This window comes from Sphingobium sp. TomTYG74, assembly GCF_055393875.1.
Window position 1 is genome coordinate 1,764,185 of sequence record NZ_AP027341.1, and the last position, 26,366, is coordinate 1,790,550.

At 61.5% G+C, this 26,366-nt stretch carries 21 protein-coding genes; 12 read left to right on the plus strand and 9 right to left on the minus strand.

Going from position 1 to position 26,366, the window contains the following annotated elements; translation table 11 throughout:
- Positions 1 to 127 precede the first annotated feature (127 nt).
- From ACZ5TB_RS08870 to ACZ5TB_RS08890, 5 genes are all read left to right on the plus strand, one after another.
- A complete protein-coding gene (locus tag ACZ5TB_RS08870) occupies positions 128 to 4,798 on the plus strand; it encodes an NAD-glutamate dehydrogenase (protein WP_464790962.1) in 4,671 nt (1,556 codons plus the stop codon).
- 211 nt (positions 4,799 to 5,009) lie between these two features.
- Positions 5,010 to 5,648, plus strand: coding sequence for a PepSY-associated TM helix domain-containing protein (locus tag ACZ5TB_RS08875; protein ID WP_464790963.1), 639 nt, complete (start codon positions 5,010 to 5,012; stop codon positions 5,646 to 5,648).
- A gap of 19 nt (positions 5,649 to 5,667) precedes the next feature.
- The gene (locus ACZ5TB_RS08880; protein WP_464790964.1) at positions 5,668 to 6,192 is read left to right on the plus strand and encodes a DUF2271 domain-containing protein; all 525 of its coding nucleotides are present in this window, start codon (positions 5,668 to 5,670) and stop codon (positions 6,190 to 6,192) included.
- 10 nt (positions 6,193 to 6,202) lie between these two features.
- Positions 6,203 to 7,042 carry a DUF4198 domain-containing protein gene (locus ACZ5TB_RS08885; protein ID WP_464790965.1) on the plus strand — a complete coding sequence of 280 codons (840 nt, stop codon included), beginning with the start codon at positions 6,203 to 6,205 and terminating at the stop codon, positions 7,040 to 7,042.
- Between the two features lie 98 nt (positions 7,043 to 7,140).
- Entirely contained in the window at positions 7,141 to 8,013 is an 873-nt protein-coding gene (locus tag ACZ5TB_RS08890) for an FAD:protein FMN transferase (protein WP_464790966.1), read from the plus strand.
- A 14-nt stretch (positions 8,014 to 8,027) separates the two neighbouring features.
- Here the strand turns inward: ACZ5TB_RS08890 and ACZ5TB_RS08895 are convergent, their stop codons facing one another.
- The 9 genes from ACZ5TB_RS08895 to ACZ5TB_RS08935 all read right to left on the minus strand — a co-directional run bounded on the left by ACZ5TB_RS08895 (position 8,028) and on the right by ACZ5TB_RS08935 (position 18,137).
- Positions 8,028 to 8,711, minus strand: coding sequence for a Fe2+-dependent dioxygenase (locus ACZ5TB_RS08895; RefSeq protein WP_464790967.1), 684 nt, complete (start codon positions 8,709 to 8,711; stop codon positions 8,028 to 8,030).
- A 27-nt stretch (positions 8,712 to 8,738) separates the two neighbouring features.
- Positions 8,739 to 9,506 carry an energy transducer TonB gene (locus ACZ5TB_RS08900; RefSeq protein WP_464790968.1) on the minus strand — a complete coding sequence of 256 codons (768 nt, stop codon included), beginning with the start codon at positions 9,504 to 9,506 and terminating at the stop codon, positions 8,739 to 8,741.
- Between the two features lie 176 nt (positions 9,507 to 9,682).
- The gene (locus tag ACZ5TB_RS08905; RefSeq protein WP_464790969.1) at positions 9,683 to 12,268 is read right to left on the minus strand and encodes a TonB-dependent receptor; all 2,586 of its coding nucleotides are present in this window, start codon (positions 12,266 to 12,268) and stop codon (positions 9,683 to 9,685) included.
- Between the two features lie 68 nt (positions 12,269 to 12,336).
- The gene (locus ACZ5TB_RS08910; protein ID WP_464790970.1) at positions 12,337 to 12,630 is read right to left on the minus strand and encodes a ribbon-helix-helix domain-containing protein; all 294 of its coding nucleotides are present in this window, start codon (positions 12,628 to 12,630) and stop codon (positions 12,337 to 12,339) included.
- Positions 12,630 to 13,352 (minus strand): acetoacetyl-CoA reductase, encoded by a 723-nt coding sequence (phbB, locus tag ACZ5TB_RS08915; RefSeq protein ID WP_464790971.1) that lies wholly within the window; start codon positions 13,350 to 13,352, stop codon positions 12,630 to 12,632. Before phbB ends, ACZ5TB_RS08910 begins: the two co-directional genes overlap by 1 nt.
- On the minus strand, positions 13,331 to 14,365 hold the full coding sequence (hemH, locus tag ACZ5TB_RS08920) for a ferrochelatase (protein ID WP_464790972.1): 1,035 nt from the start codon (positions 14,363 to 14,365) through the stop codon (positions 13,331 to 13,333). Before hemH ends, phbB begins: the two co-directional genes overlap by 22 nt.
- Positions 14,362 to 16,638, minus strand: coding sequence for a molybdopterin cofactor-binding domain-containing protein (locus tag ACZ5TB_RS08925; RefSeq protein ID WP_464790973.1), 2,277 nt, complete (start codon positions 16,636 to 16,638; stop codon positions 14,362 to 14,364). The genes hemH and ACZ5TB_RS08925 overlap by 4 nt, the downstream gene beginning before the upstream one ends.
- Before the next feature lie 39 nt (positions 16,639 to 16,677).
- Positions 16,678 to 17,112: a CoA-binding protein gene (locus ACZ5TB_RS08930; RefSeq protein WP_464790974.1), complete on the minus strand. Its 435-nt coding sequence runs from the start codon at positions 17,110 to 17,112 to the stop codon at positions 16,678 to 16,680.
- A gap of 65 nt (positions 17,113 to 17,177) precedes the next feature.
- Entirely contained in the window at positions 17,178 to 18,137 is a 960-nt protein-coding gene (locus tag ACZ5TB_RS08935) for an Mrp/NBP35 family ATP-binding protein (protein ID WP_464790975.1), read from the minus strand.
- A 73-nt stretch (positions 18,138 to 18,210) separates the two neighbouring features.
- Here ACZ5TB_RS08935 and hflK point away from each other — a divergent pair, with 73 nt between their 5' ends.
- The 7 genes from hflK (at position 18,211) to cysK (ending at position 26,359) form a co-directional block, all read left to right on the plus strand.
- Complete coding sequence (hflK, locus tag ACZ5TB_RS08940; protein WP_464790976.1) at positions 18,211 to 19,338, plus strand: FtsH protease activity modulator HflK; 1,128 nt, start codon at positions 18,211 to 18,213, stop codon at positions 19,336 to 19,338.
- Positions 19,338 to 20,189, plus strand: a complete 852-nt coding sequence (gene hflC / locus ACZ5TB_RS08945; protein ID WP_196224459.1) for a protease modulator HflC — start codon at positions 19,338 to 19,340, stop codon at positions 20,187 to 20,189. The genes hflK and hflC overlap by 1 nt, the downstream gene beginning before the upstream one ends.
- A gap of 135 nt (positions 20,190 to 20,324) precedes the next feature.
- Positions 20,325 to 21,836, plus strand: a complete 1,512-nt coding sequence (locus ACZ5TB_RS08950; protein WP_464790977.1) for a Do family serine endopeptidase — start codon at positions 20,325 to 20,327, stop codon at positions 21,834 to 21,836.
- 124 nt (positions 21,837 to 21,960) lie between these two features.
- Positions 21,961 to 23,592, plus strand: coding sequence for a helicase HerA-like domain-containing protein (locus ACZ5TB_RS08955; RefSeq protein WP_464790978.1), 1,632 nt, complete (start codon positions 21,961 to 21,963; stop codon positions 23,590 to 23,592).
- A gap of 25 nt (positions 23,593 to 23,617) precedes the next feature.
- On the plus strand, positions 23,618 to 24,022 hold the full coding sequence (locus ACZ5TB_RS08960) for a hypothetical protein (protein WP_464790979.1): 405 nt from the start codon (positions 23,618 to 23,620) through the stop codon (positions 24,020 to 24,022).
- Positions 24,023 to 24,128: 106 nt separating this feature from the next.
- Entirely contained in the window at positions 24,129 to 25,433 is a 1,305-nt protein-coding gene (locus tag ACZ5TB_RS08965; RefSeq protein ID WP_464790980.1) for an MFS transporter, read from the plus strand.
- Positions 25,430 to 26,359 (plus strand): cysteine synthase A, encoded by a 930-nt coding sequence (gene cysK / locus ACZ5TB_RS08970; RefSeq protein ID WP_464790981.1) that lies wholly within the window; start codon positions 25,430 to 25,432, stop codon positions 26,357 to 26,359. The genes ACZ5TB_RS08965 and cysK overlap by 4 nt, the downstream gene beginning before the upstream one ends.
- Positions 26,360 to 26,366: the final 7 nt, after the last annotated feature.

Genomic DNA, 26,366 nt, shown 5'->3' on the forward strand with positions numbered 1-26,366 from the left:
TTTCTCCAATTGAGCCTCCTCCGGCGCTAGCGCATAACAAGGCGAGCCGGGGAGTCGTGTGGCAACGTTCCAGCGTCGTCTCCGTTCAGGCAAAGCGGCACACAGCCGCAGCGGGAAGAGGTTACGCATGACGGCATTGTCCGAGCCGAAGACCGGCCGAGTAAACGCATCCATCCGCAAGGCGCTTGAGGCCGCGCTGGAAAGGGGCGCACTCCCGGGCGAAAGCGAGGATTTCGATCATGAGGCAGCGGTAGCCGCAGCCGCCTTCCTCGGCCGCACCGCCGATGTCCGCAAGCCGGGCCAGCTCGCCATTTCCATCGAAACGCTCGGCGAAGGCACGACCGGCCGCTACATGCGGATCGCCATCGTCAATGACGACATGCCCTTCCTGGTGGACTCGATCGCCAATGCGCTGGCATCGCATGACGTCACCATCTACCGCCTGCTTCACCCCGTCCTCTCGATCGACCGCAGCGACGCGGGCAAGCTGACCGCCATTCTGGACGACGAAGCCCCCGGCGCCCGCCGCGAATCGATGATCTATATCGAGGCGGACCGCGCCGATGCGAAGGGCCGCCGCGCGCTGGAAAAATCGCTGCGCCAGACGCTGACCGATGTCCGCGCCGCCGTTGCCGACTGGCCGAAAATGCGCGACGCCATGAGCCGGGACGCGGACACCATCCCCGACGGTGAAGGGGCCGCGCTGCTGCGCTGGTTCCTCGCGCGCCACTTCACGCAAACGGGCCATGAACGCCGCCTTCGCAATGGCAAGGCGGAAGATCAGCTGGGCATCTGCACGCTGGATGACACACCACTGCTCGCGCCAGCCTCGCTCGAAGCGGCCTTCACCTGGTTCGAGGAAGGCAAGCGCAACCCGCTCATCATCAAGTCCAACAAGCTCTCCCGCGTCCATCGCGCCGTCCTGCTCGACCTCATCATCGTGCCGGTGCGGGAAGGGAAAAAGCTGGTCGCCCTCTCGATCCACACGGGCATGTGGACCAGTGCGGCGCTGTCGGCCAGTCCCGACAAGGTGCCGCTGCTCCGTTCCGCTCTTTCCGCGCTGATGGACAAGTTCGGCTTCGATCCCGGCGGCCATGCGGGCAAAGTGCTCGTTCACGCGCTCACCGCCCTGCCGCATGACATATTGATCGGCTTCGATCATGAAACGCTGGAACGGCTCGCGCTCACCTTCATGTCGCTGACCGACCGGCCGCGTCCAAAGCTGGCGCTCGGCACCAGCGCCCTCCCCCGCCATCTCTACGCCTTCGCCTGGCTGCCGCGCGACGAACTGACCACCGCCCGCCGTCTTGCCGTGCAGGACATGCTCTCGCAAGCGGCCCATGCCCCCGTGCTCAGCTGGTCGATCGCGCTTGAAGAAAGCGGCCTTGCCCTGCTGCGCATCACGCTCGACCTGCGCGATGGTGGCGTGGTGCCTGACGAGGTGCCGCTCGACCGCCAATTGAAGCAAATGGTGCGCGGCTGGCTTCCCGCCGTCGAGGAAGCGCTTGCCGAAACCGAAGATCCCGGCCGCGCCGCCGCGCTCGCCCAGCGCTATGCGCCCGGCTTTCCCATGGCCTATCGCAACGGCGCCGGTCCAGCCGAAGCCGCCATCGACATCCGCTTGCTCCACAGCCTTGGCGGCCCCGGCGACAAATCGATCCGCATCTACCGCAATGGTGAAGACACGCCCGAACAGCTGCGTCTGAAGCTCTACAGCCACGATGTGATCGCCCTGTCGGAAGTCGTCCCGGCGTTCGAGAATTTCGGTTTCCGCGTCATCGATGAAATGACGACGGCGGTCGATGGCGGCGCGCAGGGCCATGTGCAGCGCTTCGTCCTTGAACTCCCCACGGGCGGCAGCGGTGATGCAGTCGTCGCTCGCGCCGCCATAGTGACCGAAGCGATCGCGCAGGTGCTGGAAGGCCGCGCCGAAAATGACCGGTTCAACGAACTGATCGTGACGGCAGGGCTCGCGCCCCGCGCGGTCGTGCTATTCCGCGCGCTCTTCCGCTATCTGCGTCAGACCGGCGTGGCCTATGGCATGGCGACCTTCGCCGAAACGCTGCGCCGGGAACAGGAGATCGCGCGCCAGCTCATAACCTTGTTCGAGGCACTGCACGACCCCGCCGCAAAGGATGGCCCGGCCCGCGCCGATCAGGCGCAGGCCGCCATCAATGCGGGCCTCGAAAAGGTCAGCGCGATCGACGAAGACCGGGTTCTGCGCCTGCTGCGTGCCGTCATCACCGCCACACTGCGCACCAATTTCTTCAGCAACGCCGCCGCCGAAGCGCTCGCCTTCAAACTCGACAGCGCGCAGGTGCCCGGCCTGCCTGCACCGCTGCCATGGCGCGAAATCTGGGTCTACTCACCCCGTGTCGAGGGCATTCACCTGCGCGCGGGGCCAATCGCACGCGGGGGCCTCCGCTGGTCCGACCGGCGCGACGATTTCCGCACGGAAATCCTCGGCCTGATGAAGGCGCAGCGGGTCAAGAACGCCGTCATTGTGCCAACAGGCGCAAAGGGCGGATTCTACCCCAAGCAGCTTCCGAGCCCCCAGGTCGATCGCGACGCATGGATGGCGGAGGGCACCGAAAGCTATCGCATCTTCATCCGCGCGCTGCTGTCGGTCACCGACAATATCGTGAAGGGCAAGGTGCGCCATCCGGCGCAAACCGTGATTCACGACGGCGACGATCCTTATTTCGTGGTCGCGGCGGACAAGGGCACGGCCACCTTCAGCGACGTCGCCAACGCCATCGCGCTGGATCACGACTTCTGGCTGGGCGACGCCTTCGCCAGCGGCGGCTCGCATGGCTATGATCACAAGGCGATGGGCATCACCGCGCGCGGCGCATGGATCAGCGTCCGGCGGCACTTCGCCGAAATGGGCGTTGATGTGCAAAGCGAGCCGGTCAGTGTCGTCGGCTGCGGCGACATGTCGGGCGACGTGTTCGGCAACGGCATGCTGCTGTCGAAATCGATCCGGCTGCTCGCCGCCTTCGACCACCGCCACATCTTCCTCGATCCTGACCCCGACCCGGCGAACAGCTGGAAGGAACGCGACCGCCTGTTTCAGCTGCCCCGGTCCAGCTGGGACGATTATGACAAGTCGCTGATCTCAAAAGGCGGCGGCGTATTTCCCCGCACATTGAAAAGCATCCCCCTCAGCGCTCAGGTTCAGGCGATGCTGGGCGTCACGGAAACCGAAATGGAACCGGCGGCGCTCATCAGCGCCATCCTCAAAAGCCCTGCCGACCTGTTGTGGTTCGGCGGCATCGGCACCTATGTGAAGTCCGCTGCGCAAAGCCATGGCGATGTGGGCGATCCCGCCAATGACCGCCTGCGCGTCAATGCGGAGGATTTGCGCGTCAAGGTCGTCGGTGAAGGCGCCAATCTCGGCGTCACCCAGGCCGCGCGCATCACCTTTTCGCTGCGCGGGGGCCGGATAAACACGGACTTCATCGACAATTCGGCGGGCGTCGATTGCTCGGATAATGAAGTGAACATCAAGATCGCGCTCAATCAGGAAATGGCGGAAGGCCGCCTGACCTTCGACGCACGCAACAAGCTGCTCGAAAGCATGACCGATGCCGTGGCCGACATCGTGCTGGAGGATAACCGCCTTCAGGTGCTGGGCCTGTCCATCGCCGAATCCGGCGGAACGGCGGACCTCGCCAGCTATGTCCGGCTGATCGAAACCTTCGAGGAAAGCGGGCGGCTCGACCGGCAGGTGGAGGGCCTCGCCGCCAATGACATGCTGCTGCGGCGTGGACAGGATGGCCTTGGCCTTACCCGGCCCGAACTGGCTGTCCTGCTCTCCACGGCCAAGCTCGCGCTACAGGATGCCATCGAACAGGGGCAACTTGCCCTCGACCCCAGCATGGGGCCGGAACTCGCGGCGGCCTTCCCGCCCGCCATGCAAAAGAAGGAGGCGGACGCCATTGCCGCCCACGCTCTTGCAAAGGAAATCGTCGCGACCAAAGTCGCCAACCGCATCGTCAATCGCCTCGGCCTCATCCACCCCTTCGAACTCGCCGAAGAGGAAGGCTGCTCGCTTGCCGATCTGGCCAGCGCCTTCCTGATCGCTGAACGTCTCTATGACATCGGCGACCTCTGGGCCGACATCGACGCCGCCGCCATGTCGGAAGCGGCGCGCCTCGCCCTGTTCGCTGACGTCGCCGATGGCGTGCGGATACAGATTGCGGACATTTTGCGCAGCCTTCCGACCGGAACGCTGCCCGGCGCGGGTCACGCCCTGCTTGCCAGCGGCGTGGAAAAGCTCGCGCGGAAGGTCGATGACCTCCTCACCAGCGAAGCCTTGCGCCGCACCAATGCCGTCATCGACCGCCTCCTCGCACTGGGCGCGCCAGAGGAGCTGGTGCGCCGCACCGCCGGTCTGTTCAAGCTCGACGGCGCCGTCGGCATCGCCGCGCTGGCCGGGCGGCTGAAAGTCGATGAAGTCGCCCTCACCCGCGCCTTCACCCATCTGGGCGAAACGGTCGGCATCGACTGGGTTCAGTCAACCGCCGCCCGCATGGCCCCCAGCGACCCATGGGAAAGGCTGCTCATCTCCGGCGTCGCCCGCGACATGCAGCAGGTCCGGCTCGACTTCCTGGAACAGGGCGGCAAATCCAACGGCAAGGACATCCTCGCCCATGTCGATGCATGGCTCGCCCAAAAACAGCCCCGAATCATCCAATTCCGCGCCCTGGTCCACCGCGCCAAGGCGGCTGCGGCACCCAACGTCGCCATGCTGGCGGAAATAGCGGGGCAAGCAAGGGGGCTGCTGGGGCGGTAACTCTGAAGCCTCCGCTTCTACGATCATCCCTCTCCCTCACCCGTCATCCCAGCGAAAGCTGGGATCTTGGGCCTCAACACGCACCATCAAGCCCCTCTCCGAAACACACCCAACCCATACACTTTAATACAATTTCCCCCCTCTCCCCGTTTGCAATTGCGAGTCGTTCGCGTTATCCGGTCCACCTCATCATCAGGACCGATCCATCCCAATGCACGCCCCTGCCCGCCTCCAGCCCAAGAAAAAGAAGAAGACCTTCTGGCTGAAGCAGCTGCACAGCTGGCACTGGATCAGTTCCGCGATCAGCCTGATCGGCCTCCTGCTTTTCGCCTTCACCGGCATCACCCTCAATCACGCCGCCGATGTCGAAGGATCGCCGCAAACCGTCGAAAAGTCCGCGACCCTCCCCGCCCCGCTCCTGAAACAAGTCGTCCCCGACAACCGCCCCGACAGCAAGAAGCCGCTCCCCGCGCCCATCGCCGCCTGGGTCGAAAAGGAAATCGGCGCGCGGGCGACTGGCGAAGCGGAATGGTCCGCCGACGAAATCTACCTCGCCCTCCCCCGCCCCGGCGGCGACGGCTGGGTCTCGATTGACCGGCAGGGCGGCGCAGTGACCAGCGAAAGCACCAGCCGCGGCTGGATCAGCTATTTGAACGACCTCCACAAGGGCCGCAACACCGGCACCGTCTGGAAATGGTTCATCGACATCTTCGCCGTCGCTTGTTTCGTTTTCGCAATGACCGGCCTCCTCCTCCTGCAGCTCCACGCCGCCAAGCGCCCTAGCACCTGGCCCATCGTCGGCGCAGGCCTCATCATCCCAACCGTTTTAATTCTCCTTTTCCTTCACTAATTCAGGGGACCAGCAGCACATGCAAAGCCGCTACAAACTCATCCTCGGCAGCAGCGCCGCCTTCGGCGCCGCCGCAATCCCCGCCACCGCCCAAACGCTAAACGTCAACGTCGCGATCCCGCGCCTCTCCGTCGCCGAATATCACCGACCCTACGTCGCCATCTGGCTGGAAAAGGAAGGCGCCACCCCGCGCACCCTGTCAGTCTGGTATGATGTCGACAAGGCAAAGGGCGAAGGCACCAAATGGCTCCGCGACGTGCGCCAGTGGTGGCGCGTCTCCGGCCGATCCCTGAAAGTCCCCGCCGACGGCATCACCGGCGCCACCCGCGCTCCCGGTGATCAGAAGGTCGCCTTCACGCCAGGCAAAGGTCCACTCGGCCAACTCTCACCCGGCAACTACACGTTAGTGGTGGAAGCCGCGCGCGAAGTCGGCGGCCGCGAACTGCTCCGCCTGCCTTTCAGCTGGCCCGCAAAGCCGGGAACCGTGGTCCGCGCAAAGGGCAACAATGAATTGGGGCAGGTCAGCCTCAGCGTCAGCAAATAAGGGGACTGTCATGAAAGCCAAATATCTGATCGCAGCGACCTTCGCCACGCTGATGACCACCAGCGCTGCCCAGGCCCACCGCCAGTGGATGCTGCCGTCCTCGACCACCTTGTCCGGTGCGGATAGCTGGGTCACGGTCGACGCAGCGGTCTCAAACGACCTCTTCTATTTCGAACATATGCCCATGCGCACCGACGCGGTCGCAGTGACGCAGCCGGACGGCTCGGCTGGCCAAATCGAAAATGCCGCCACCGGCAAATATCGCTCCACCTTCGATGTTCACCTGACGCAGCCCGGCACATATCGCGTCGCCAGCGTCTCAACCGGAGTCATGGGCAGCTACACCCTCAACGGCGAAGTGAAGCGCCTGCCTCGCGGCACGACCAAGGAGAAGCTGACCGAAGCGATCCCGGCCGGAGCCACCAACGTCCAGACGGTCGAGGCCACCAACCGCAACGAGATTTTCCTGACGTTGGGAGCGCCTACCACCACCATATTCAAGCCAACCGGCGTTGGCATCGAATTAGTTCCCGTCACCCATCCGAACGATTTGGTGGCAGGCGAAGCGGCGACCTTCCAGTTCCTCCTCGATGGAAAGCCCGCTGCGAACCTGAAGGTAACGGTGATCCCCGGCGGTATTCGCTATCGCGACACGTTGGGCCAGCAGGATCTGGTTACCGGCAAGGACGGGAAAGTTTCGATCAGCTGGCCGCAGCCTGGCATGTACTGGCTGAACGCCACAGTCGGCGGAAATCGCGAAGGTGGCGAAGGCGCTCAGGCGACGTCGCCTGCCGCTCCGACGCCACGCCGCGCATCCTATATCACCACCTTGGAAGTACTGGCCCCCTGACCGGCTTTCGCATCGCCATTCCTGACACGCTCCCCCCGCAGATCCCATCGGCTCAGCGGGGCGGAGCGGGCTACATTACAGAGCTTTCCGGACCGACCATGGGCACAAGCTGGTCGGCCCGGATCGTCGATGCTCCGCCCGGCTGCGCGAACGCAATCGATGACGCACTTTCTCGCGTCATCGCCCAGATGAGCAACTGGGAAGCCGATTCCGACATCAGCCGTTTCAATGCACTGCCGATCGGGACTTGGGCACCGCTTCCGTCCGATATGATGACGGTGCTCAAAGCCGGGTTGGACATGGCTCGCCTTTCCGGCGGCGCATTTGATCCGGCAATCGGACAGATGGTCGAACGCTGGGGTTTCGGCCCATCGGGCATAACAGGCCCGGAAATAGTGCCTGCGCATCCTGCACCCTGGACCATGGTCGAGATCGCGGATCAGAGCGCCCGCCGCCTTGCTGACGTGAAGCTGGACTTTTCTGGCATCGCAAAGGGTTTTGCTGTCGATGCGGTTTCAGAAGCGCTCCGCGATCTGGGCGCTCGCCATTTTCTGGTCGAGATCGGCGGGGAATTGCGCGGCGATGGCCTCAAGCCCGATCATCAGCCCTGGTGGGTTGATGTCGAGGCGCCGCCGGGTCTCACAGTGCCCACCCTCCGCATCGCCTTGTGCGGCCTGTCTGTAGCCACGTCGGGCGATTATGTGCACTTCCAGACCGAGGACGGCGCGCACCTGTCCCACAGCATCGATCCGGCAACTGGCAGACCCATCACCAATGATGTCGCGTCGGTCACAGTCCTGCACGAAAGCGCGATGCTGGCAGATGCTTGGGCGACCGCCATCACGATCTTGGGACATGAACGCGGCATGGCATTGGCGACGCGTCATGATGTTGCCGCACGCCTCATTCTCCGCATCGAAGACGGCGCCCAGGAATATATGACGCCAGCTCTAGCCTCGATGCTCGATTAGGCGAGCCAGCCGCTTCAGGCGTCTGCCCATCGCCGCAGCAGATTGTGATAGACGCCCGTCAAGCGGATCACCTGGACATTGTCATGTCCAAGATCGACGGCCAGAGCCTGTATGCTGCTGTCCAGGTCGAACATCATCTGACGCGCAGCATCGTCCCGCACCATTGATTGTAGCCAGAAAAAACTGGCAATCCGCCGCCCGCGCGTCACCGGCTCAACGCGATGAAGCGACGACGAAGGGTACAAAACCGCATGGCCCGCCGGTAGCTTCACCTGCTGCACGCCGAAATTGGTCTCGACGGTCAATTCGCCGCCATCATAGCTTTGCGGGTCCTCCAGGAAGACGGTGATCGAGAGGTCGGATCGTACCCTGAAGCCGGTGCCCGTTTGCACCCGGACAGCATTATCCACATGCACCCCAAATGCTTGCCCGCCCTCATAGCTGTTGAACAGGGGCGGGAATATCTTGAGCGGCAACGCAGCAGCGATAAATAACGGCGAGCGTCCCAATGCTTCCAAAATGATCTGCCCCGCTTGCTGAGATTCTGGAGCTTCCTCAGGCAGTTGCATGTTGCGCTTGGCAAGTGCCGACTGATGACCTGAGGTCACATTGCCGTCGATCCATTGCGCGGCGTCGATGAGCGTCCGGACGCGCTGCACTGTGGCGAGATCGAGCAAGTCGGGGATAACGGTCAGCATGTCGGAAACTCTATCAGCGCCTATTGTTCACGTATCTGCGCCGCGCAGGACGAAGGGGATTTCAACGACGCCCTTAACCCGCACCGGCTGACCGTCCCGGATCATCGGCTTCCACCGCCAGGTTCGCACCGCTTCGCGCGCTGCGGCGTCCAGACGGGAAAAGCCGCTGCTTTGCGCAATAGTCAGGCTTTCAACAGCGCCGTCGACACCCAGCGTCAGGGATAGAATGACTGTTCCCTGCTCACGCTTGCGACGGCTTTCGATCGGGTAGCGCGGCGGCTTGCCCGCCACCATTTGTGTAGCCAGATCGCCCCCCTGCACGGTGCTCGGCGAAGCCGGAGCCATCGGCGCGGCAAGCACAGGCGCCCGGCTCACAACAGGCGTTGGGGGGACCGGGACCGGAGAAGGATCAGGCGTGGTAGCAATCGGCACCGGCGGAACGGGCACGTGAACCAACGGCGGAGGCGCTACCAACGGCGGGGCGGATGGCGGAGGTGGAGGCGTTTCCGCAGCGGGGGGCGGCGGGGGCGGCATCAAGTTGACGACCGACAAGCGGGTTTGGCGGACGTGCTGAACATGTTGTCGCGCGTGAATGAGCGCGAAGATCAAGACGCCGTGAATAAGGATGATGAGCAGGATCGTGGGTAAATTGATCTGGCGCCGTTCACCATAGCGTGAAGCATTGGCCGCCGGGACCTCCGGCACCTTGATGCTGGGAGAAGGTGGCGGGCTATATAGCGGAGAAACGGAAGATGCAGCATCATCTGCAATGAACCGCTCCGCTGCATCGAACATGCCACTTTCCCTTTCACAGCGATTCCCTGCGAACCAGGCACATAACGCCGGTTCTAATGCGAATCAATCGCACACCTCTTTATTTCTTCAGAAATGGGCGGATGGCGATCCGAGGAGGAGTGCATCGCCATCCGCCTTTTCCCCCGGCAAGGGACGATGCCGGGGGCTGGTGGCTATTAGAAGGTGTAGTTCAGGCTCAGCACTGCGGAACGGGTCGGCGCCGGCTGTGCCCAGCTGCCGTTCACGTTGTTGCGCACAGTCGTCACATACTTTTCGTTGGTGAAGTTCTGGACGTTGAGCTGCGCCTTCAGGTTTTCGGTGATCGGGTAGTTCGCCATGAACCGATGGATGGTGTAGCTCGGTACATGATAGCCGACATAGTTGCCTGCCACGAGTTGCGCCAGCGTCGGCTGGTTCAGCAGGAACTTACCTTGGTAGGTTATGCCATAACCCAGTTCCAGGCCGAACCCGAAGCGATAGGTGGTGAACAGGCTGCCCGAATGCTTGGGCGTGTTGGTCAGCGCATAGCCACGAGTAGGATCAGGGAAGGCGGCGCTATTACCGCAGTTACCGGCAGCCGGATCGTTCGCGCCCGGATCGGCAAGGCAGTAATCGGATACGCCCTGTTTGATCTTGCTCTTCAGATACATGTAATTCGCCGAGATCGTCCAGTTGCTCGTGATGTTGCCGGACGCACCGAGCGAGATCCCTTCAACCCGTTGATGTCCATCGGATGCCTGATCGGGAAGCAGCGGGTCGCCGGAGAGCACCTTGATCTGATTGCGATCATTGCGGAAAAGGGCAGCCGTCAGCAGCAGTTTCGCATCGAACAAATCTACCTTCGCGCCAATCTCGTAGTTCTTCGTCGTTTCGGGCTTCACATTGCAGGTGCCGCTACCACCATTTGCATTGGCCGCAGAGCAGGAACCATCGACGGACGCTTTGGATGGCAGCTTGGAGTTGCCATATGCGAGATAGAAGCTGCTGTTAGGAGTCGGCTTGAACACTGCGCCGATACGGTAGGAAAAGAGATTGTCGTCAATCGAGGTGTAGGTCGGATTCGTGACCCCCACGGTGGTGGGAACGCTCAACAATCCCTTGTTCGGCCCATTCACCTCATAGCTGAAGGTGCGGTTCCAGCCCTTGACGTTTTCATACCGAAGGCCACCGTTCAGTTCGAACCAGTCCGTGACCTTCATGGCATCGAATAGATATGCAGCATAGCTGGTCTGCTGACCGATGTTGAGGGCACTCAGGCTGAAGTTCGTCGGACCGCTATAGGCATTGCTGCCATAGAAACGCTGCAGACCGGATGTCGCCGCAGGACCAACAATCGTGCTGCTGGGATCGGCAATGCTCACAAGCGGGTTATAGAAGCCCAGGCTGGCTGCAGCGTTGTACAGCGTGTTGGGGATGGCCGTAGTTTGACCGCGAGGAAGTGCGAAAGGTGCGGCATAGGGGTCAAAGCCATCGGCCGTGCGCCCAAGGCTTCCCTGCCGCTGATTATAGCGCTCCCACAACGCTGAGGCGCCCACGACCAGACTGTGCTCGACACCGCCCGTGTCGAAATCCGCGCTGAGGTCGAATTGGGTGTAGGCCGTTTCATTGCGGATGAAGCGTTGGTTGCCCCGCCCGCCCGTCGGCAGGTAATAGCCTACCGGGATCGTCAAGGTCTCGCCGACTTGGCTAGTATAGATGGTGGTTGTGCACGATCCGTCGGCCGCATCCGGATTGAAGCCGCCGGCGGTGCCGTTATCCAGACAGAATACGCCGTTGGGCTGGCTCGTCACGGTGTTCTGGCGAATATTCTCATAACGCGTCAGGTTGCGGAACTTGACCGTGTCGCTGAATTGATGGCTGAAGATCGCCTGCAACGTGTCGGTCTTGCTATCCTGCTTGTCCAGATTGGCGAAACCGTAATAGCCCGAACGATCAAAGCCATCCGCTATGCCGCCCAGCGCCGGGAAATACCGAATACCATATTGCGGCATCGCATCGTCATCCAGATGCTCATATTGCAACGTCAGGCTGGTGGGGCTGTCGATGCCGATCGTGATCGCAGGCGCGATGCCCCAGCGCTTGTAATATTCGACGTCGCGGCCGGGCACGTCATTTTCATGATACACCGCGTTGATGCGCACCGCGATGAGGTCGTTGATGCGCTTGTTCGCATCCACGGTCGCGCGATAATAATTGTCGGTGCCGATCCCCGCGTTCAGGATCGTCTGATCATCCGCGAGCGGTCGCTTGGTCACGAGGTTAATCGTCCCTGCAACCGAACCGCCACCGTTCATCACGGAGTTCGCGCCGTTGGTAACTTCGACCTGCTCGATATTATAGACTTCGTTGCGATTCAGGAACGCCCCTGACCGTACCCCATCGACGGTAACGTCGTTCTTCGCGTCCTGGCCGCGCAGGATGATGCGGTCGCCATAACCGAAACCGCCCTCGCCAGCACCGAAGGTGATGCCTGGCACGGTCGACAGCACGTCACGCAGTGTGAGCAGATTCTGCTGCTGGATCGTTTCCTTGTTGATCACTGTGATCGTCTGCGGCGTGTCCAGCAGCGGGCGCACATATTTGGGCGACTCCGCGCGTTCGACCTTGATCTCGGAGGCATCGATTGCGGTGTCCGTCACAGTCATCCCGCCAAGCTTGGGAGCGGGTGTACCGTCTTGCGCCTGGGCGGCCGAAGCAAAGGCAATTGCGCTCACGCAGCCAAGCGCCAGGAAGGACGGGATCGATTTGGAACTGCTGGACATCAAACGAAAACCCCTTTTCTCACTAATCGTCAGGGGTCAGCTATTGCGAATTGTTCGCAGAGTCAACGCTATTGCGAATAATTATTATCGCCTGTCGCCGCATGAGCGAAGAGCCAGCACCGTATGGCGCTGGCCAGATTAGGCGGGCTGGGAGCGGCCAATCGCGCAAGATCGATCTGCGCGATCAAGGCGTTGAGAGGCAAACTCTCTCGCGCAGCGACCGTGCGGAGAGCCTGCCAGAATATGGGTTCAAGGCTGATGGCAGTCTGGTGCCCCGCGATCGTCACGCTCCGCTTGACGGGAGGCGAGAAGGGCGACCCCGTTGGCGGCACCGCGCCGTCGCTGTGGTCGCCCTGCGCCATCAATACATATGCTGCCCGCCGTTGATCGACATCGTGCTCCCCGTGACGAAGCCCGCCTCTTCGCTACACAAAAAGGCCACGCCGCGCGCGATCTCTTCGGCATGGCCGAGGCGGCCGACCGGGATCTTGGCAACGATCTTCTCCAGAACCGGAGCAGGCACCGCAGCCACCATGTCGGTGTCTATATAGCCCGGCGCGATGGCATTGACGGTAACGCCGAACTTCGCCCCTTCCTGCGCCAGCGCCTTGGTAAAGCCATGGATGCCGGACTTGGCGGCGGCATAGTTTACCTGCCCATATTGGCCAGCCTGACCGTTGATGGAGCCGATATTGACGATCCGCCCCCAAGCTCTTTCACGCATGCCCCCGAAGGTCGCCTTGGCCATATTGAAACAACCGCCAAGGTTGATACGCATCACCTCATTCCAGTCGTCGAAGTTCATCTTGGCGAGCACGCCGTCGCGGGTAATGCCCGCGTTATTGACGACGATATCGACGGGACCCAGTCTTTCGGCGACCGCTGCACAACCGTCCAGACAAGCCTGATGATCTCCCACATCCCAACGGAAGGCTTCGATACCTGTCCTCTCCGTGAAGTCCCGCGCCTTTTCATCGTTTCCGGCATAATTGGCCGCGACTTTGCAGCCCAATTGTTTGAGCGCGAGGCTAATCGCTTCCCCGATGCCGCGTGTTCCGCCCGTTACGATGGCAACTCTGTCCATAATCCCCTCCCATGTTGAACTGGACGAAACGCTTCCTGAACCCAACCGGCCAGTTCTCGGCCGATCAGTTCGCGGTACAGTATCATAGCTTCCGGCGATGCATTCAAACAGCGCAAATGAGCGAACGCCTCGCCTCCAGCCGCCAGGAATTCTTCCTGTCCCCGGATAGCGATTTCCTCCAACGTCTCCAGACAATCGGCCGAAAAACCGGGGGTAAGCACAGCAACGGATCGAACGCCCTGCCCGGGAAGCTCCCGCAACGTCTCATCGGTTGCGGGACCGAGCCATTTCGCTCGCCCGAATCGTGATTGGAACGACAGCCTCACTTCCCTGCCAAGCCCTTCCTGCAGCAGCTTAGCGGTAGCACGGCACTGATCATAATAGGGATCACCCAAATCGCGCGTTCGCTCAGGCATTCCGTGAAAGCTGGCCACGAGCAGATCCGGTTTGAAGTCCAGTTCGGCCAGTTGGCTTTCGGTCGAACTGCGCAGCGCCTCGATATAGGCTGCTTCCGCAAAATATGGGGGCAATGTGCGGATGGCTGGCTGTGCTCGCAGGCCAGCCAAAGTGGCATAGCAGGCGTCCAGAGCAGTGGCAGTCGTCGCCGCACAATATTGCGGGTAAAGCGGAGCCAGCAGGATTCGGTCGCATCCGGCCGCGATCATCGCATTCAACCGTTCGGCGATGGACGGCGATCCATAGCGCATGGCCCAATCCACCCTAACCTCCGGCCCGGTGATTTGCTGGAGTGCAGCAGCAGTCTCACAAGTATAAACGGCGAGCGGCGAACCGTTGTCCATCCACACTTCCTGGTAAGCCTTAGCGGACTTGGCCGGGCGAGTGAGAAGGATCGGGCCGCGCAATATCGGCTGCCACAGAAGTTGGGGGATTTCCACCACCCGCCGGTCGGACAGAAACTCACCCAGATAACGCCGGACGGACGCCGCGTCCGGTGCGTCGGGCGTGCCCAGATTTATAATAAGGACGCCGATATTTTTCATATTCAATGTCATGTCCGCGCCAAGATCGGCAGCTGGCGGAATCGCTGCCCTGTAACTGTAAAGAGAGCGTTCGCTATGGCCGGAGCAATCGCAGGCGCCCCAATCTCGCTGAGCCCGGCCGGGCGCGCGGTGCTTCGGATCAGTTCCACCGTGACCTCACCTATATCCTGCAACTGAGGAAGGCCCATGCGGGAGATGATCGAGCGCGTGGGCATTCCCTTCGCATAAGGCACAGAAGCACCCATTGCGGAAGCCAGGCCATAAATGATTCCGCTTTCCACTTGTTGACGTGCAATGTCCGGATTGACCTGCTCCCCGCCATCTACCGCAGCAATGATCCGCCCGACCTTGAGCCGACCACCCTCGATCGCTGCCTCAACCATGACGGCGACATAAGCGCCATCTATGACATGCGCCGCCAGACCTTGACCGCTACCTTCGATCCCTCCCTGCCATCCCCCCATCGATCCGACGGTCGTCAGGCAGTGAGCCAGTCGCGGGTTGCCACCCAGCATCTGAATGCGGAAAGAGAGCGCCTCCATCCCGGCCAGATGAGCCAGTTCATCAATGAAGCTTTCCGTAAAAAAGGCGCCATGAAGATGAGCATTGCCGCGTGCAAAGCCCAGCGGCAATCCAACATCGGCCGGGAAATGATCGACCGCCCAATTCGGCAACGCATATGGCAGTTCCATCCCCGCCACAGCGAGACGGCTGGAAGCGTTGGCAGTATCACGGCTCGCTTCATGCGGTAATTTGCGATCGGCAATCCGTTTCCACGTCTGGGTCATGGCACAAGGAGCCGCCACTTTCGCCAGCCATCCTTCAATCGCGCCGTTGCGGCCGAGCTTTGCCGCCATACGGGCATGAGCGGGAGCACTGGGACGATCCTGGATCACATCTTCCAGTCTTGACCAGAGTAGTTGGACGGGCCGCCCCACGTCTTTAGCTATGGACGCAGCCTGGACGCCTACCTCAAAATCCATCTTCCGGCCGAAAGAGCCCCCGGCATGCAGGGGGTATAGCACCACCTGTTGCTCAGCCAGATCGAGAGCATCCGCTATCGCGCTACGCGCGAGTTCAGGTGCTTGCGCAGGCATCCATATCTCGGCGTGGCCGTCGGTCACACGCGCGGTCGCGCACGGAGGCTCCAGCGCCAGATGCAGCCCCGGAGCAACGGTAAACTCGCTGGCGAGGATGGTGGCGTTGTCGAAAAGCGGTTTGAGATCGCCGCGCGAATACAGCCGCCGACCATCCGAATCCGAAAAGGCGTCTTCGAGCGAAGCATCAATGCTGGCGCTGCTGACTGGCGCGCTCGACAACTCAAAAACCGGATCGCTTAGATCAAGCGCCTTGTTGGCGGCCCACCAGTTGGTTGCGACGGCGGCCACCCATCGGTCGGTGCGCACCAGTTTGATAAAGCCGGTGACGGACTTTGCGGCCTGCTCGTTCACCCGTGTGAGTACGGCATCGCCTATCGGCCCCTGCCGGATGGAAGCGAAAACCATGTCAGGAAGCCTGACATCAGCAGCAAAGTTATGGCTGCCGTCCATCTTCGAAGGAGTGTCGAGGCGCGGCAAATCCTGTCCGAAGAGCCGATCAACCTGATCTTGGCGGAACGGCAATATCTCGGGCAACTCGAATTCTGCTGCTTCCGCCGCTACCTCGCCGATCTTTAACGTGCGCTGGCCGCCATCAGAAATGATGCCATTCTGAATGTCGCAACTTTCCCATGACACGTCCCAGCGCGCCGCGGCGGCCTGACACAAGAGCACGCGCGCGGCGGCACCCGCTTCCTTATAGGCCCTGTGGAACATTGGCACGGAAGTCCCCGCGCCAGTCAGCATCAAAGCACGCCGCGTCGCATATTGCTCGATCGCCCAATTGCCGGCGCCACCCGCCAGCCTCGACCAGTCGCTCGCAAGCCACTCGCTGGCTAACAACGTGTTTGCATAGAGCGGACTGATGGGCGCGCTTTGCACACCCACGGTGCGCCAGTCCGCACCCAGTTCATCCGCTAGTATCTGTGGCAGCAGTGTGGTCACACCCTGCCCCGTCTCGGCTTGGGGCACGACGACGAGGATCCTGCCCGCCCTATCGATCTTCAGAAAGGCATTGAAGACGGTTTCGCCGGGCGCTGTATTCAGATTTGGGCGGTAGCTGCGCGGCCATGCGCCCCAGGCCAGCAGGAGGCCAGCAGATGCCCCGGCGCCCACCAAAAGCGTACGCCGATCAAGCCCCCTTGCCGTGCCTTTATGATTTGCCTGCCTCCGCAGTGCGCGCGTCATGAGGACGTTGATAAAGAGGCTTGCGGCAGCTGGAAAGCGCTAAAACGCGTGGACCTGCGGGATATTGAAACGGGGAATGTCGATGGCGGGGCAGCGATCCATGACGACCTTCAATCCGGCAGCCTCCGCGCGCCGAGCGGCCGCCTCATCGATTACCCCCAACTGCATCCACACCGCCTTGGCACCTGCGGCGATCGCATCGTCCACAGCCTCCCCCGCTGCTTCACTACGACGGAAGATATCCACCATGTCGATTGGAACGCCGATGTCGGCTAGGCGTGCCCAGACGAACTCCCCATGCACATGCTCTCCCGCAATCTGCGGATTGACTGGCAACACGCGATAACCATGGTCCTGCAGGAATTTCATGACGCCGTAGCTCGGACGGCCGGGCCGATCGGAAATGCCAATCAAAGCGATGGTCCGCGTCTCCCTTAAAAGGTCGGCGATTTCCTGCGGCAGCGTCAGCGGCATGTCCTTGTTTCCTTTCCGGCCATCCTAAAGACGCGGGATGCGATGAAACCGTTCCAAACGCCGTTTTAGCCCCGCAACCAGGCCGCCACTTTGCTCGCAATGGCAAGGAAAGCCTCGCCAGAGGCATCATCCGCCGCTGCTGGAGGGTCCCCCGCATCCGACCGGCGCCGAATGTCTATCGCCAAGGGAATACGCCCGAGGAAAGGCATGCCCATGGCTGAGCCAGCCGCTTCCGCCCCACCGGCGCCGAAAGGATCGGATATCTCTCCGCAATGCGGACAGCTATACCCGGCCATATTCTCCACCAGCCCAATCAACGGCACCTGCGTCTGCTCGAAAAGGCTGACCGCGCGCGTGGCATCGATCAAAGCCAGATCCTGAGGCGTCGATACGATCACAGCGCCCGCAGGCTTATGCTTTTGCACCATCGAAAGTTGCACATCCCCGGTTCCAGGCGGCATGTCCACGACCAGCACCTCGGTCTCACCCCAATCGGCATCGATCAGCTGCGCAAGCGCATTACCCGCCATAGGCCCGCGCCAAGCCAACGCTTTGCCCGGATCGACCAGATGCGCCATCGACAGCATCGGAATGCCTAAAGGACTTTCCACCGGGATCAGATGTTTGTCGCGTGCCTGGGGTTTTTTATCTTCACTGGCCATCAGTCTCGCCTGCGACGGCCCATAAATGTCGGCATCCACCAAACCTACGGCAAAGCCCAACCGCTTGAGACCCACGGCAAGATTTGCCGAGAGGGTGGATTTGCCCACTCCGCCCTTGCCGGATGCAACGGCAATGATGCGGAGAGGCTTTCGTTCGGCAGTCATGGCGATCCGAACATCCTCCACCCCTGTCACCGACAGGCCCCCTTCCCTGATCGCCGCGGCGACAGCATCCCGACGTTCCGGGGAAAGGCCGCCAACATCCAGCGCGAGACTCATGACTCCATCCTTGATCCGGGGCGTGCTGGCGCGGCCGTCGGTCAAGGTCTTCAGGCGGGCGGCGAAACTCTCAAGATCGGTCATGACAGCGCCTCCTAGGCAATAATCGTTGCGAAGGGCACTGTTTTTCGCGACCCAGCCTTCCTATAGAGACGGAATGAAGAGATTTTTCGGGTGGATGCCTGGCATCGCTAGCGCAATGGTCCAAGGCCCTTGGGGCGGCAAAAGCGACGGCACGGGCGGCGATGAAGGTCCGGGCAAGGGAAGCGATGGCGGCCCCCGGAATCCCTGGACGCAACCGGGGAGGAATTCGGGCGGCAAAGGGCCATCCGCGATTGAGGAACTGCTGCGCCGCAGCCGGGAAAGCTTCGGCCAGGGCGGTGGCGGCGGGTTTGGCAACCTCCCCCCTCGACCAACCGGGAAGACGCTTTGGCCCGCTGCCGTCGGCATACTCATCTTGCTGTGGCTCGTACTCACTTGCTTTCACCGGGTCGGCCCGCAGGAGCGCGGCGTCGTGACCCTGCTCGGCAAATATAGCCGGACGTTGTCGCCGGGGATCAGCCTGACGCTGCCTGCGCCCTTCGAGAATGTGACCACGGTCGATGTGGAGGAAATCCGGGCCATCGATATCGGTTCACCCAGTGCCCAGAGCGAAAATCTGGTACTGACCGGTGACCAGAATATCATCGACCTTGCTTACTCGGTTCGTTGGAATATCCGCAGCCCTGAGCTTTATCTGTTCCAGCTATCCGACCCCGATGCAACGGTTAGGGAAGTCGCCGAAAGCGCCATGCGATCAGTTGTCGCCAGCGCCAGCCTGGACGACGCGTTGGGTGCCGGGCGCACTGAAATCGAGCAGCAGGTCGAACAGCGGATGCAGGCGATATTGGACGGATACAGGTCCGGCATCCGTGTGCAGGGCGTCGCGATCAAGCAAGCCGATCCGCCTACTGCGGTCAATGACGCGTTCAAGGCAGTTTCTGCGGCGCAGCAGACGGCCCAGACCTATCTGAACGAAGCCCGTGCTGCCGCGCAGCAGGTTACCGCCAAGGCTCAAGGTGAGGCTGCGGCATTCGACAAGGTGTATGAGCAATATAAGCTGTCACCCGACGTGACGCGCCGCCGCATGTATTACGAAACCATGGAGGGCGTCCTGTCCAACGTCGATAAGACGATCGTCGAAAGCGGCAATGTCACCCCGTTCCTGCCGCTACCGGAATTGAAGCGGCGCGCGCAGGGAGCGTCCGCTTCTTCCGGCTCCGCCGCTGCGGAGGGAGGCCAATAATGCCGACGCTTATTCGCCATCCCGTCGCCCTGGCGCTATCCGTCATAGCTCTGTTGCTGCTCATCGGCAGCACCGTTGCCATCGTGCCCGAAACAAAGCAGGGCGTGATCGTACGCTTTGGCGATCCGAAGAAGATCGTGAACCGCTATCGTGCCAACGAAGAGTTCGGCAAGACCGGTGCGGGCGTCATATTGCGCTGGCCGTTCATCGATCAGATCGTCTGGATCGACAAGCGCGTGCTGTCAGTGGAAATGGAAAGGCAGCAGGTGCTGTCGACCGATCAGCTGCGCTTGCAGGTCGACGCCTTCGCGCGTTATCGAATTGTCGATCCGTTGCGCATGTATATTGCGGCAGGGAATGAGGAGCGCGTTTCCGATGCCCTGAGGCCGATCCTGGGTTCTGCGTTGCGGAACGAGCTTGGCAAACGTCCCTTCGCTGCGTTGCTGTCGCCCGAGCGCGGTCAGGTCATGGACAATATTGAGGCCGGTCTCAATCGCGTAGCACGTCAATATGGGGCGCAGATCGTCGATGTGCGGATCAAGCGCGCAGACCTGCCCGACGGCGCTCCGCTGGAAAGTGCTTTCACCCGGATGCGAACCGCCCGTGAGCAGGAAGCGCTGACGATCAGGGCTCAGGGCGCGAAGCAGGCGCAGATCATCCGCGCCGAAGCCGATGCGAACGCGGCGCGCATTTATTCGGAAAGCTTTGGCAAGGACCCGCAATTCTATGATTTCTATCGCGCCATGCAGGCCTACAGGCTGACCTTTGCGCCCGATCGACCGGGCTCGACGACGATGGTGCTGTCGCGCGACAATGAGTTCCTGAAACAGTTTCAAGGCAAGGATCGATAACCGTGAAATACCGAAGAGGGTTGTAGATCATTTCGGAACCAGCTTCATTCAATGAGGGTTAAGGCTGGGCGGCGCATCCGACTCTCGCAGAGTCCCGCCCTTCCTTCGCCAAAGTTCACGAGAGGACCGTCACGAGTGCGTTACGCTTATGCCCTTACCGGCGCCCTGCTGCTTGGTGGCACCGCCATCGCCGTAACTTCCAGCCCGAATGTAGGCGCGCAAGTCGCGCAAAATGAGGGCATGCAGGCCGCCGCGCCAGCAGGTGCTCCTGCAAGCCTGGCCGACATGGTCGAAAAGTTACAGCCCGCCGTGGTCAATATTTCCACCCGACAGCGCGTCCAGGTTCAAAACCCATTCGCTGGCACCCCCTTTGGCGATCTGTTCGGCCAGGGCCAGGGCGGCAAGCCGCAGACCCGTCAGGCCCAATCTCTCGGTTCGGGTTTCATCATCTCGGCCGACGGCTATATCGTCACCAACAATCACGTCGTGTCCGCGGGCGCCGAAGGCGCGTCGGTGGATGCGATCACAGTTACCCTCACCAATCGCGAGGAATATTCGGCGAAGCTGATCGGCCGTGACCCGGCAACCGACATCGCGGTGCTGAAGATTGAGCCGAAAAAGGCCCTGCCCTTCGTCAAGTTCGGCGACAGTACGAAAGCGCGCGTCGGTGATTGGGTCATCGCCATCGGCAACCCGTTCGCCTTGTCCGGCACCGTCACTGCGGGGATCATCTCTGCGGTCCATCGCGGCACCGGCGGCACCTATGACAAGTTCATCCAGACCGATGCATCGATCAATCAGGGCAATAGTGGTGGCCCGATGTTCGACATGCGTGGCAATGTGATCGGTATCAACAGCCAGATCCTTTCGCCCTCTGGCGGCAACGTGGGTATCGGCTTTGCCATTCCGTCCGAACAGGCCGCGCCGATTGTTGACACGCTGCGGAGAGGGCAAAGCGTCAAGCGTGGCTATCTGGGTATCCAGATCAGTCCGCTGGGCGAAGACCTCGCCGATTCCCTGGGCCTTAAGAAAAATCGCGGCGAATTCGTCCAAGGTGTCGAGCCCGGCAAGGGCGCCGACCGCGCCGGTATCAAGGCGGGCGACGTCATCGTTAGCGTGGCCGGTCAGGAAGTGACGCCGGACCAGAACCTGTCGTCCATCGTTGCATCGCAACCGATCGGCTCCCGCGTCCCGATCGTTCTGCTCCGCAATGGTCAACGTCAGACCGTAACCGCCATCGTCGGCCAGCGTCCGTCAGAGGATGAACTCAACAGCTTTGCCCAGCAGCAGGATGATGACTTCAATCAACAGCAGGATGACCAATCCAGCGGCGGGCAAGCCACGCAGCAGTCGCTGGGCATTTCGGCCATTCCCCTAACGCCCAACATCGTTCGCCAGTTGGGCATCGCGGCGGATACGCGTGGAATCGTGATCACGGCGGTGGATTCTTCGACTGACGCAGGAGCAAAGGGCCTGCGCCGGGGCGATGTGATCATCACCGCCAACAACCGGCCGGTGGCTAGCCAGGCAGAGCTGGACGCAGCCGTGCGTCAGGTGTCTTCGCAAGGACGCAATGCCATCCTGTTGCAGGTTCTACGTCGCGGCCAGCCTGCCGTATTCTTGCCTGTGCGCCTGCGGGACAAATAACCCGACAATAGCGCATCGGACGGATCATGGCGGGTCGCGCTTGCCGGAAGTCCTGTCTCGCCCTTAAGGTGGCAAGACAGCACTTCCGACGGGCGCGGCCCGACGCTTTTGGGGAGCATGACGCATGAGCGACGGCATTTTCATCGGCCTTGGCGCGGCGGACAAGGATGGCGGCATTCCACAGACACTCAACCTGCGTCGTGCCAATCGTCATGGACTGATTGCAGGCGCTACCGGAACTGGCAAAACGGTAACGCTGCAGGGTATCGCCGAAAGCTTTTCCGCACTGGGTGTCCCGGTGTTTCTTGCCGACGTGAAGGGTGATCTGTCGGGTATCGCGATGGCCGGTTCGCCGACCGCGAAAAATGCCGACAAGCTGGTGGCTCGCGCCAAGGAGATTGGCCTCGAAAATTACAGCTATGCCGACAATCCAGCGATCTTCTGGGACCTGTATGGCGAGCAGGGCCATCCGATCCGCACGACCGTCAGCGAAATGGGTCCGCTGTTGCTGGCCCGGCTCATGGGACTGAACGAAACCCAGGAAGGCGTACTCTCCATTGCCTTCAGATATGCCGATGACCAAGGACTGCTGCTGCTTGATCTCGGCGATCTCCAGGCCATGCTGGCCTATTGTGCGGAAAATGCCGACGAACTGTCCAGCCGCTATGGCAATGTGACCAAGGCGAGCGTCGGCACCATCCAACGCCAGTTGCTGCAACTGGACAGCCAGGGCGGCGGGCATTTTTTTGGGGAACCGGCATTCGACATTCACGACTTCCTGAAAGTGGATGATCAAGGGCGCGGCTATGTCAACATTCTGGCTGCCGACAAACTGATGCAGAGCCCCAAGCTCTACGCGACCTTCCTGCTCTGGCTCCTGAGTGAACTTTTCGAGACGCTTCCCGAGGTCGGAGACCCGGAAAAGCCTGTTCTGGTCTTCTTCTTTGACGAAGCGCATTTGCTTTTTGACGACGCCCCCAAGGCTCTGACGGACAAGATCGAGCAGGTCGTCCGGCTGATCCGTTCCAAGGGCGTGGGCGTCTATTTCGTGACCCAGAACCCGATCGACATTCCGGAAGACGTGGCGGGACAACTCGGCAACCGCGTTCAGCATGCACTGCGCGCGTTCACACCGCGTGATCAAAAGGCCATAAAGGCCGCAGCCGAGACATTCCGCGTCAATCCGGACCTGAACGTTGAAAGTGCGATCACAGAATTGAAAGTCGGCGAAGCGCTGGTCTCGCTGCTTCAAGAGGATGGCTCGCCCGGCATCGTCCAACGCACCCTGATCGCTCCGCCCAGATCACGTCTAGGACCAGTCGATGCAAAGGAGCGGGCGATTATCCAATCCATCTCCCCATGTGCGGGCAAATATGATGACGTGATCGATCGCGAGTCCGCCGAGGAGATATTGGCCGCCCGCGGTCAAGCTGCGGCGGCTGCCTCGCAGGCGGCCAAGGCGCAGGCCGAAGCGGACAAGGCCGCCGCTACGCAGGCAAAATTGGAGGCTAAACAGCGCGAAGCAGAACTCAAGGAGCAGGCAAAACGCGACGCGGCCGCCGCGCGTGAGGCGGCCAAGCCTTCCGCCCTCGACCGAGCCGTTCAGTCAGCCACCCGTTCGGCCGCGTCTTCGGTTGGGCGGCAGGTTGCCAATGAGCTCGGCCGGGCCGTATTTGGAGGAACCAGCCGCCGTTCCTCGTCAGGCGGCTTGGCGGGACAACTTGTGCGCGGCATATTGGGCAGCCTGTTCAAATAAGAGCCGGTCGCAGAGGAGGTATAATATGCATATCGGAAGCATGGCGATCTGCGCCATCAGCCTGGCAAGTGCCTTGCCTGCCCATGCGCAGGATTATCGCGATCTGCACCGTGCGGCCGATGCGGCGATTGTCAGTGATATCGTTCGTGACCGGCAGGAGGAACGCGACGCGAAGCGGCAGCCTTATGCCTCTCCTGTATATGGCTCTATCCGTAGCACCGCCGCCGCGCGCAATGCGTGCTCGGCCAAGGCCCGTCAGGAAGCAGGTCCGGGCGCACGCATATTGGGTCGCGTGGAAGCGAGATCCATGTCGACCGGATGGGAGGTCGAAGGAGTGGTTGGCCCGGCCGACGCACAGCGGTCTGTTCCCTTTGTCTGCTCGGTTCGCAACGGATCGGTGAGTGGGATCCTGCTGAACCCCGATCGCTAAAATATCGAGGGGGGACGAAAGCGAGAGTTTTTCTGTTGCAAAAACTGCCTTTGCCATTCTCTACCAATGGAATTGCGTATCACGGCGCAGCCGATAAGGAAGTCACATGAAGGCTCCCGCCGACTCCCGCCACCCACTACGCTTCGGCGATTTCCGCGCCTACCTGCTGGGGCGGCTGGCGGGCGTACTGGCCCAATATGGCATGATGACCGTTCTTGGGTGGCAGGCCTACAATATCGCACGCGAAAGCATGAGCACGTCTGGCGCCGCCGCTCAGCTCGGCCTGATTGGGTTAGCGCAGTTCGTGCCTCTGTTCTTTCTGACCCCGCTTACGGGTTGGGTCGCCGATCATTTCGACCGCCGCGCCATTGCGCGCCTGACCTTGGCACTGCTCATGGCGGCGTCGGGGCTACTGGCTTTTGCAACCTATGAAGGGTGGGTGAGCCTGCCCCTGATTTTCGGCATCGCCGGCGTGGTGGGGATTACGCGCGCATTCAATGGGCCTGCCTACAGCGCATTGGCGCCCAACCTGGTGCCGCGCGACGTGCTGCCAAATGCGATCGCACTGTCCAGCGTTGCATGGCAGGCAGGGATGATCATCGGTCCCGCCTTGGGTGGTTATGTCTACGCCATGACGCCTTGGGGCGCTTATGCTCTTACATCGCTACTGTTCGCGATCGCCCTTTGGGGCATGTTGCTGATCGGTCCCGTCAAACAGCCACCGCGCGACACAAGCCGTCACCCGGTTCGGCAGATGCTTGACGGGTGGACTTATGTGCGCTCGAACCGGCTCGTGCTGGCCACCATCACTCTGGACCTGTTCGCGGTGCTGCTGGCCGGAGCGACGGCGCTTCTGCCAGTCTACGCACGCGACATATTGAAGGTTGGATCGGCGGGACTGGGGCATCTGGCCGCGTCTCCCGCCATCGGAGCGGCCATCGTTGCCCTTTTCTTCTCCTTCCGGCCGATGCGGTCGGAGGTGGGATTGAAGATGCTGGGCGCCGTCATGATTTTCGGGCTGTCCACGATCCTGTTCGGCGCCACAGCCTTCATTCCCCGCAATATTGCGATGGAGATCGGCATCGGCGCGCTGGTGATGTTAGGCGCTGCGGACATGGTCTCTGTTTACGTGCGCCAGTCGCTGATCCAGCTTCACACACCTGATGCGATGCGGGGCAGAGTATCCAGCCTTTCACAACTCACAATCTCGGCTTCGAACGAATTGGGTGAAGCGGAGTCAGGCTTCCTCGCCGCGCTGGTTGGTCCCGTTGCGGCCGTGATTGGCGGCGGGATAGGCGCTATAGTCATCACAATTTTATGGGCGCGGCTCTTTCCCGAGTTGCGCCTTGCACGTACCTTTGACCCACCCGACTTAAGGGAGGCCGAGATCAGCCAGGAGAAGGCCAAATGAAAGCTGCCAATATTCTCGAAACCATCGGCAACACGCCGCATATTCAGGTGAGCCGTCTGTTCGCAGACGGGCCTGCGGGCACCGAGGTCTGGATCAAATCGGAACGCGCCAACCCGGGCGGATCGATCAAGGACCGTATCGCGCTTGCGATGATCGAGGCCGCTGAGGAGTCGGGCGATCTGAAACCCGGCGGAACGATCATCGAGCCTACTTCTGGCAATACGGGCGTTGGCCTGGCCATGGTCGCGGCGGTGAAGGGGTACAAGCTCATCCTCGTCATGCCGGAGAGCATGTCGGTGGAGCGGCGCCGGTTGATGCTGGCTTATGGCGCGTCTTTTGACCTGACCCCGCGCGAAAAGGGCATGAAGGGCGCGATTGAACGCGCGCTGGAGCTGATCGAGCAAACGCCCAATTCCTGGATGCCGCAACAGTTTGAAAATGCCGCGAATATCGACGTGCATGTTCGCACGACGGCGCAGGAGATCGCGACTGACTTCGCGGACAGCCCGCTTGACGTTTTGATTACCGGGGTCGGCACGGGCGGTCACATCACGGGTGTTGCCGAGGTACTCAAAAAGCTGTGGCCCAACCTGAAGGTCTATGCGGTTGAGCCTACCCTTTCGCCAGTCATCAGCGGTGGACAACCAGGTCCCCACCCGATCCAGGGTATCGGCGCTGGCTTCATCCCCGCAAACCTGCACACACAGTTGCTGGACGGCGTGATCCAGGTCGATCCGGCCGATGCCAAGGAATATGCCCGCCGTGCGGCACGGGAGGAGGGTATGCTTGTGGGCATCTCGTCCGGCGCAACCCTGGCCGCAATCGCGCAGAAGCTGAAGGACCTTCCACCCGGCAGCCGCGTTCTGGGCTTCAACTATGACACTGGCGAACGCTATCTGTCGGTGCCTGATTTCCTGCCCGAATAGGACGGCG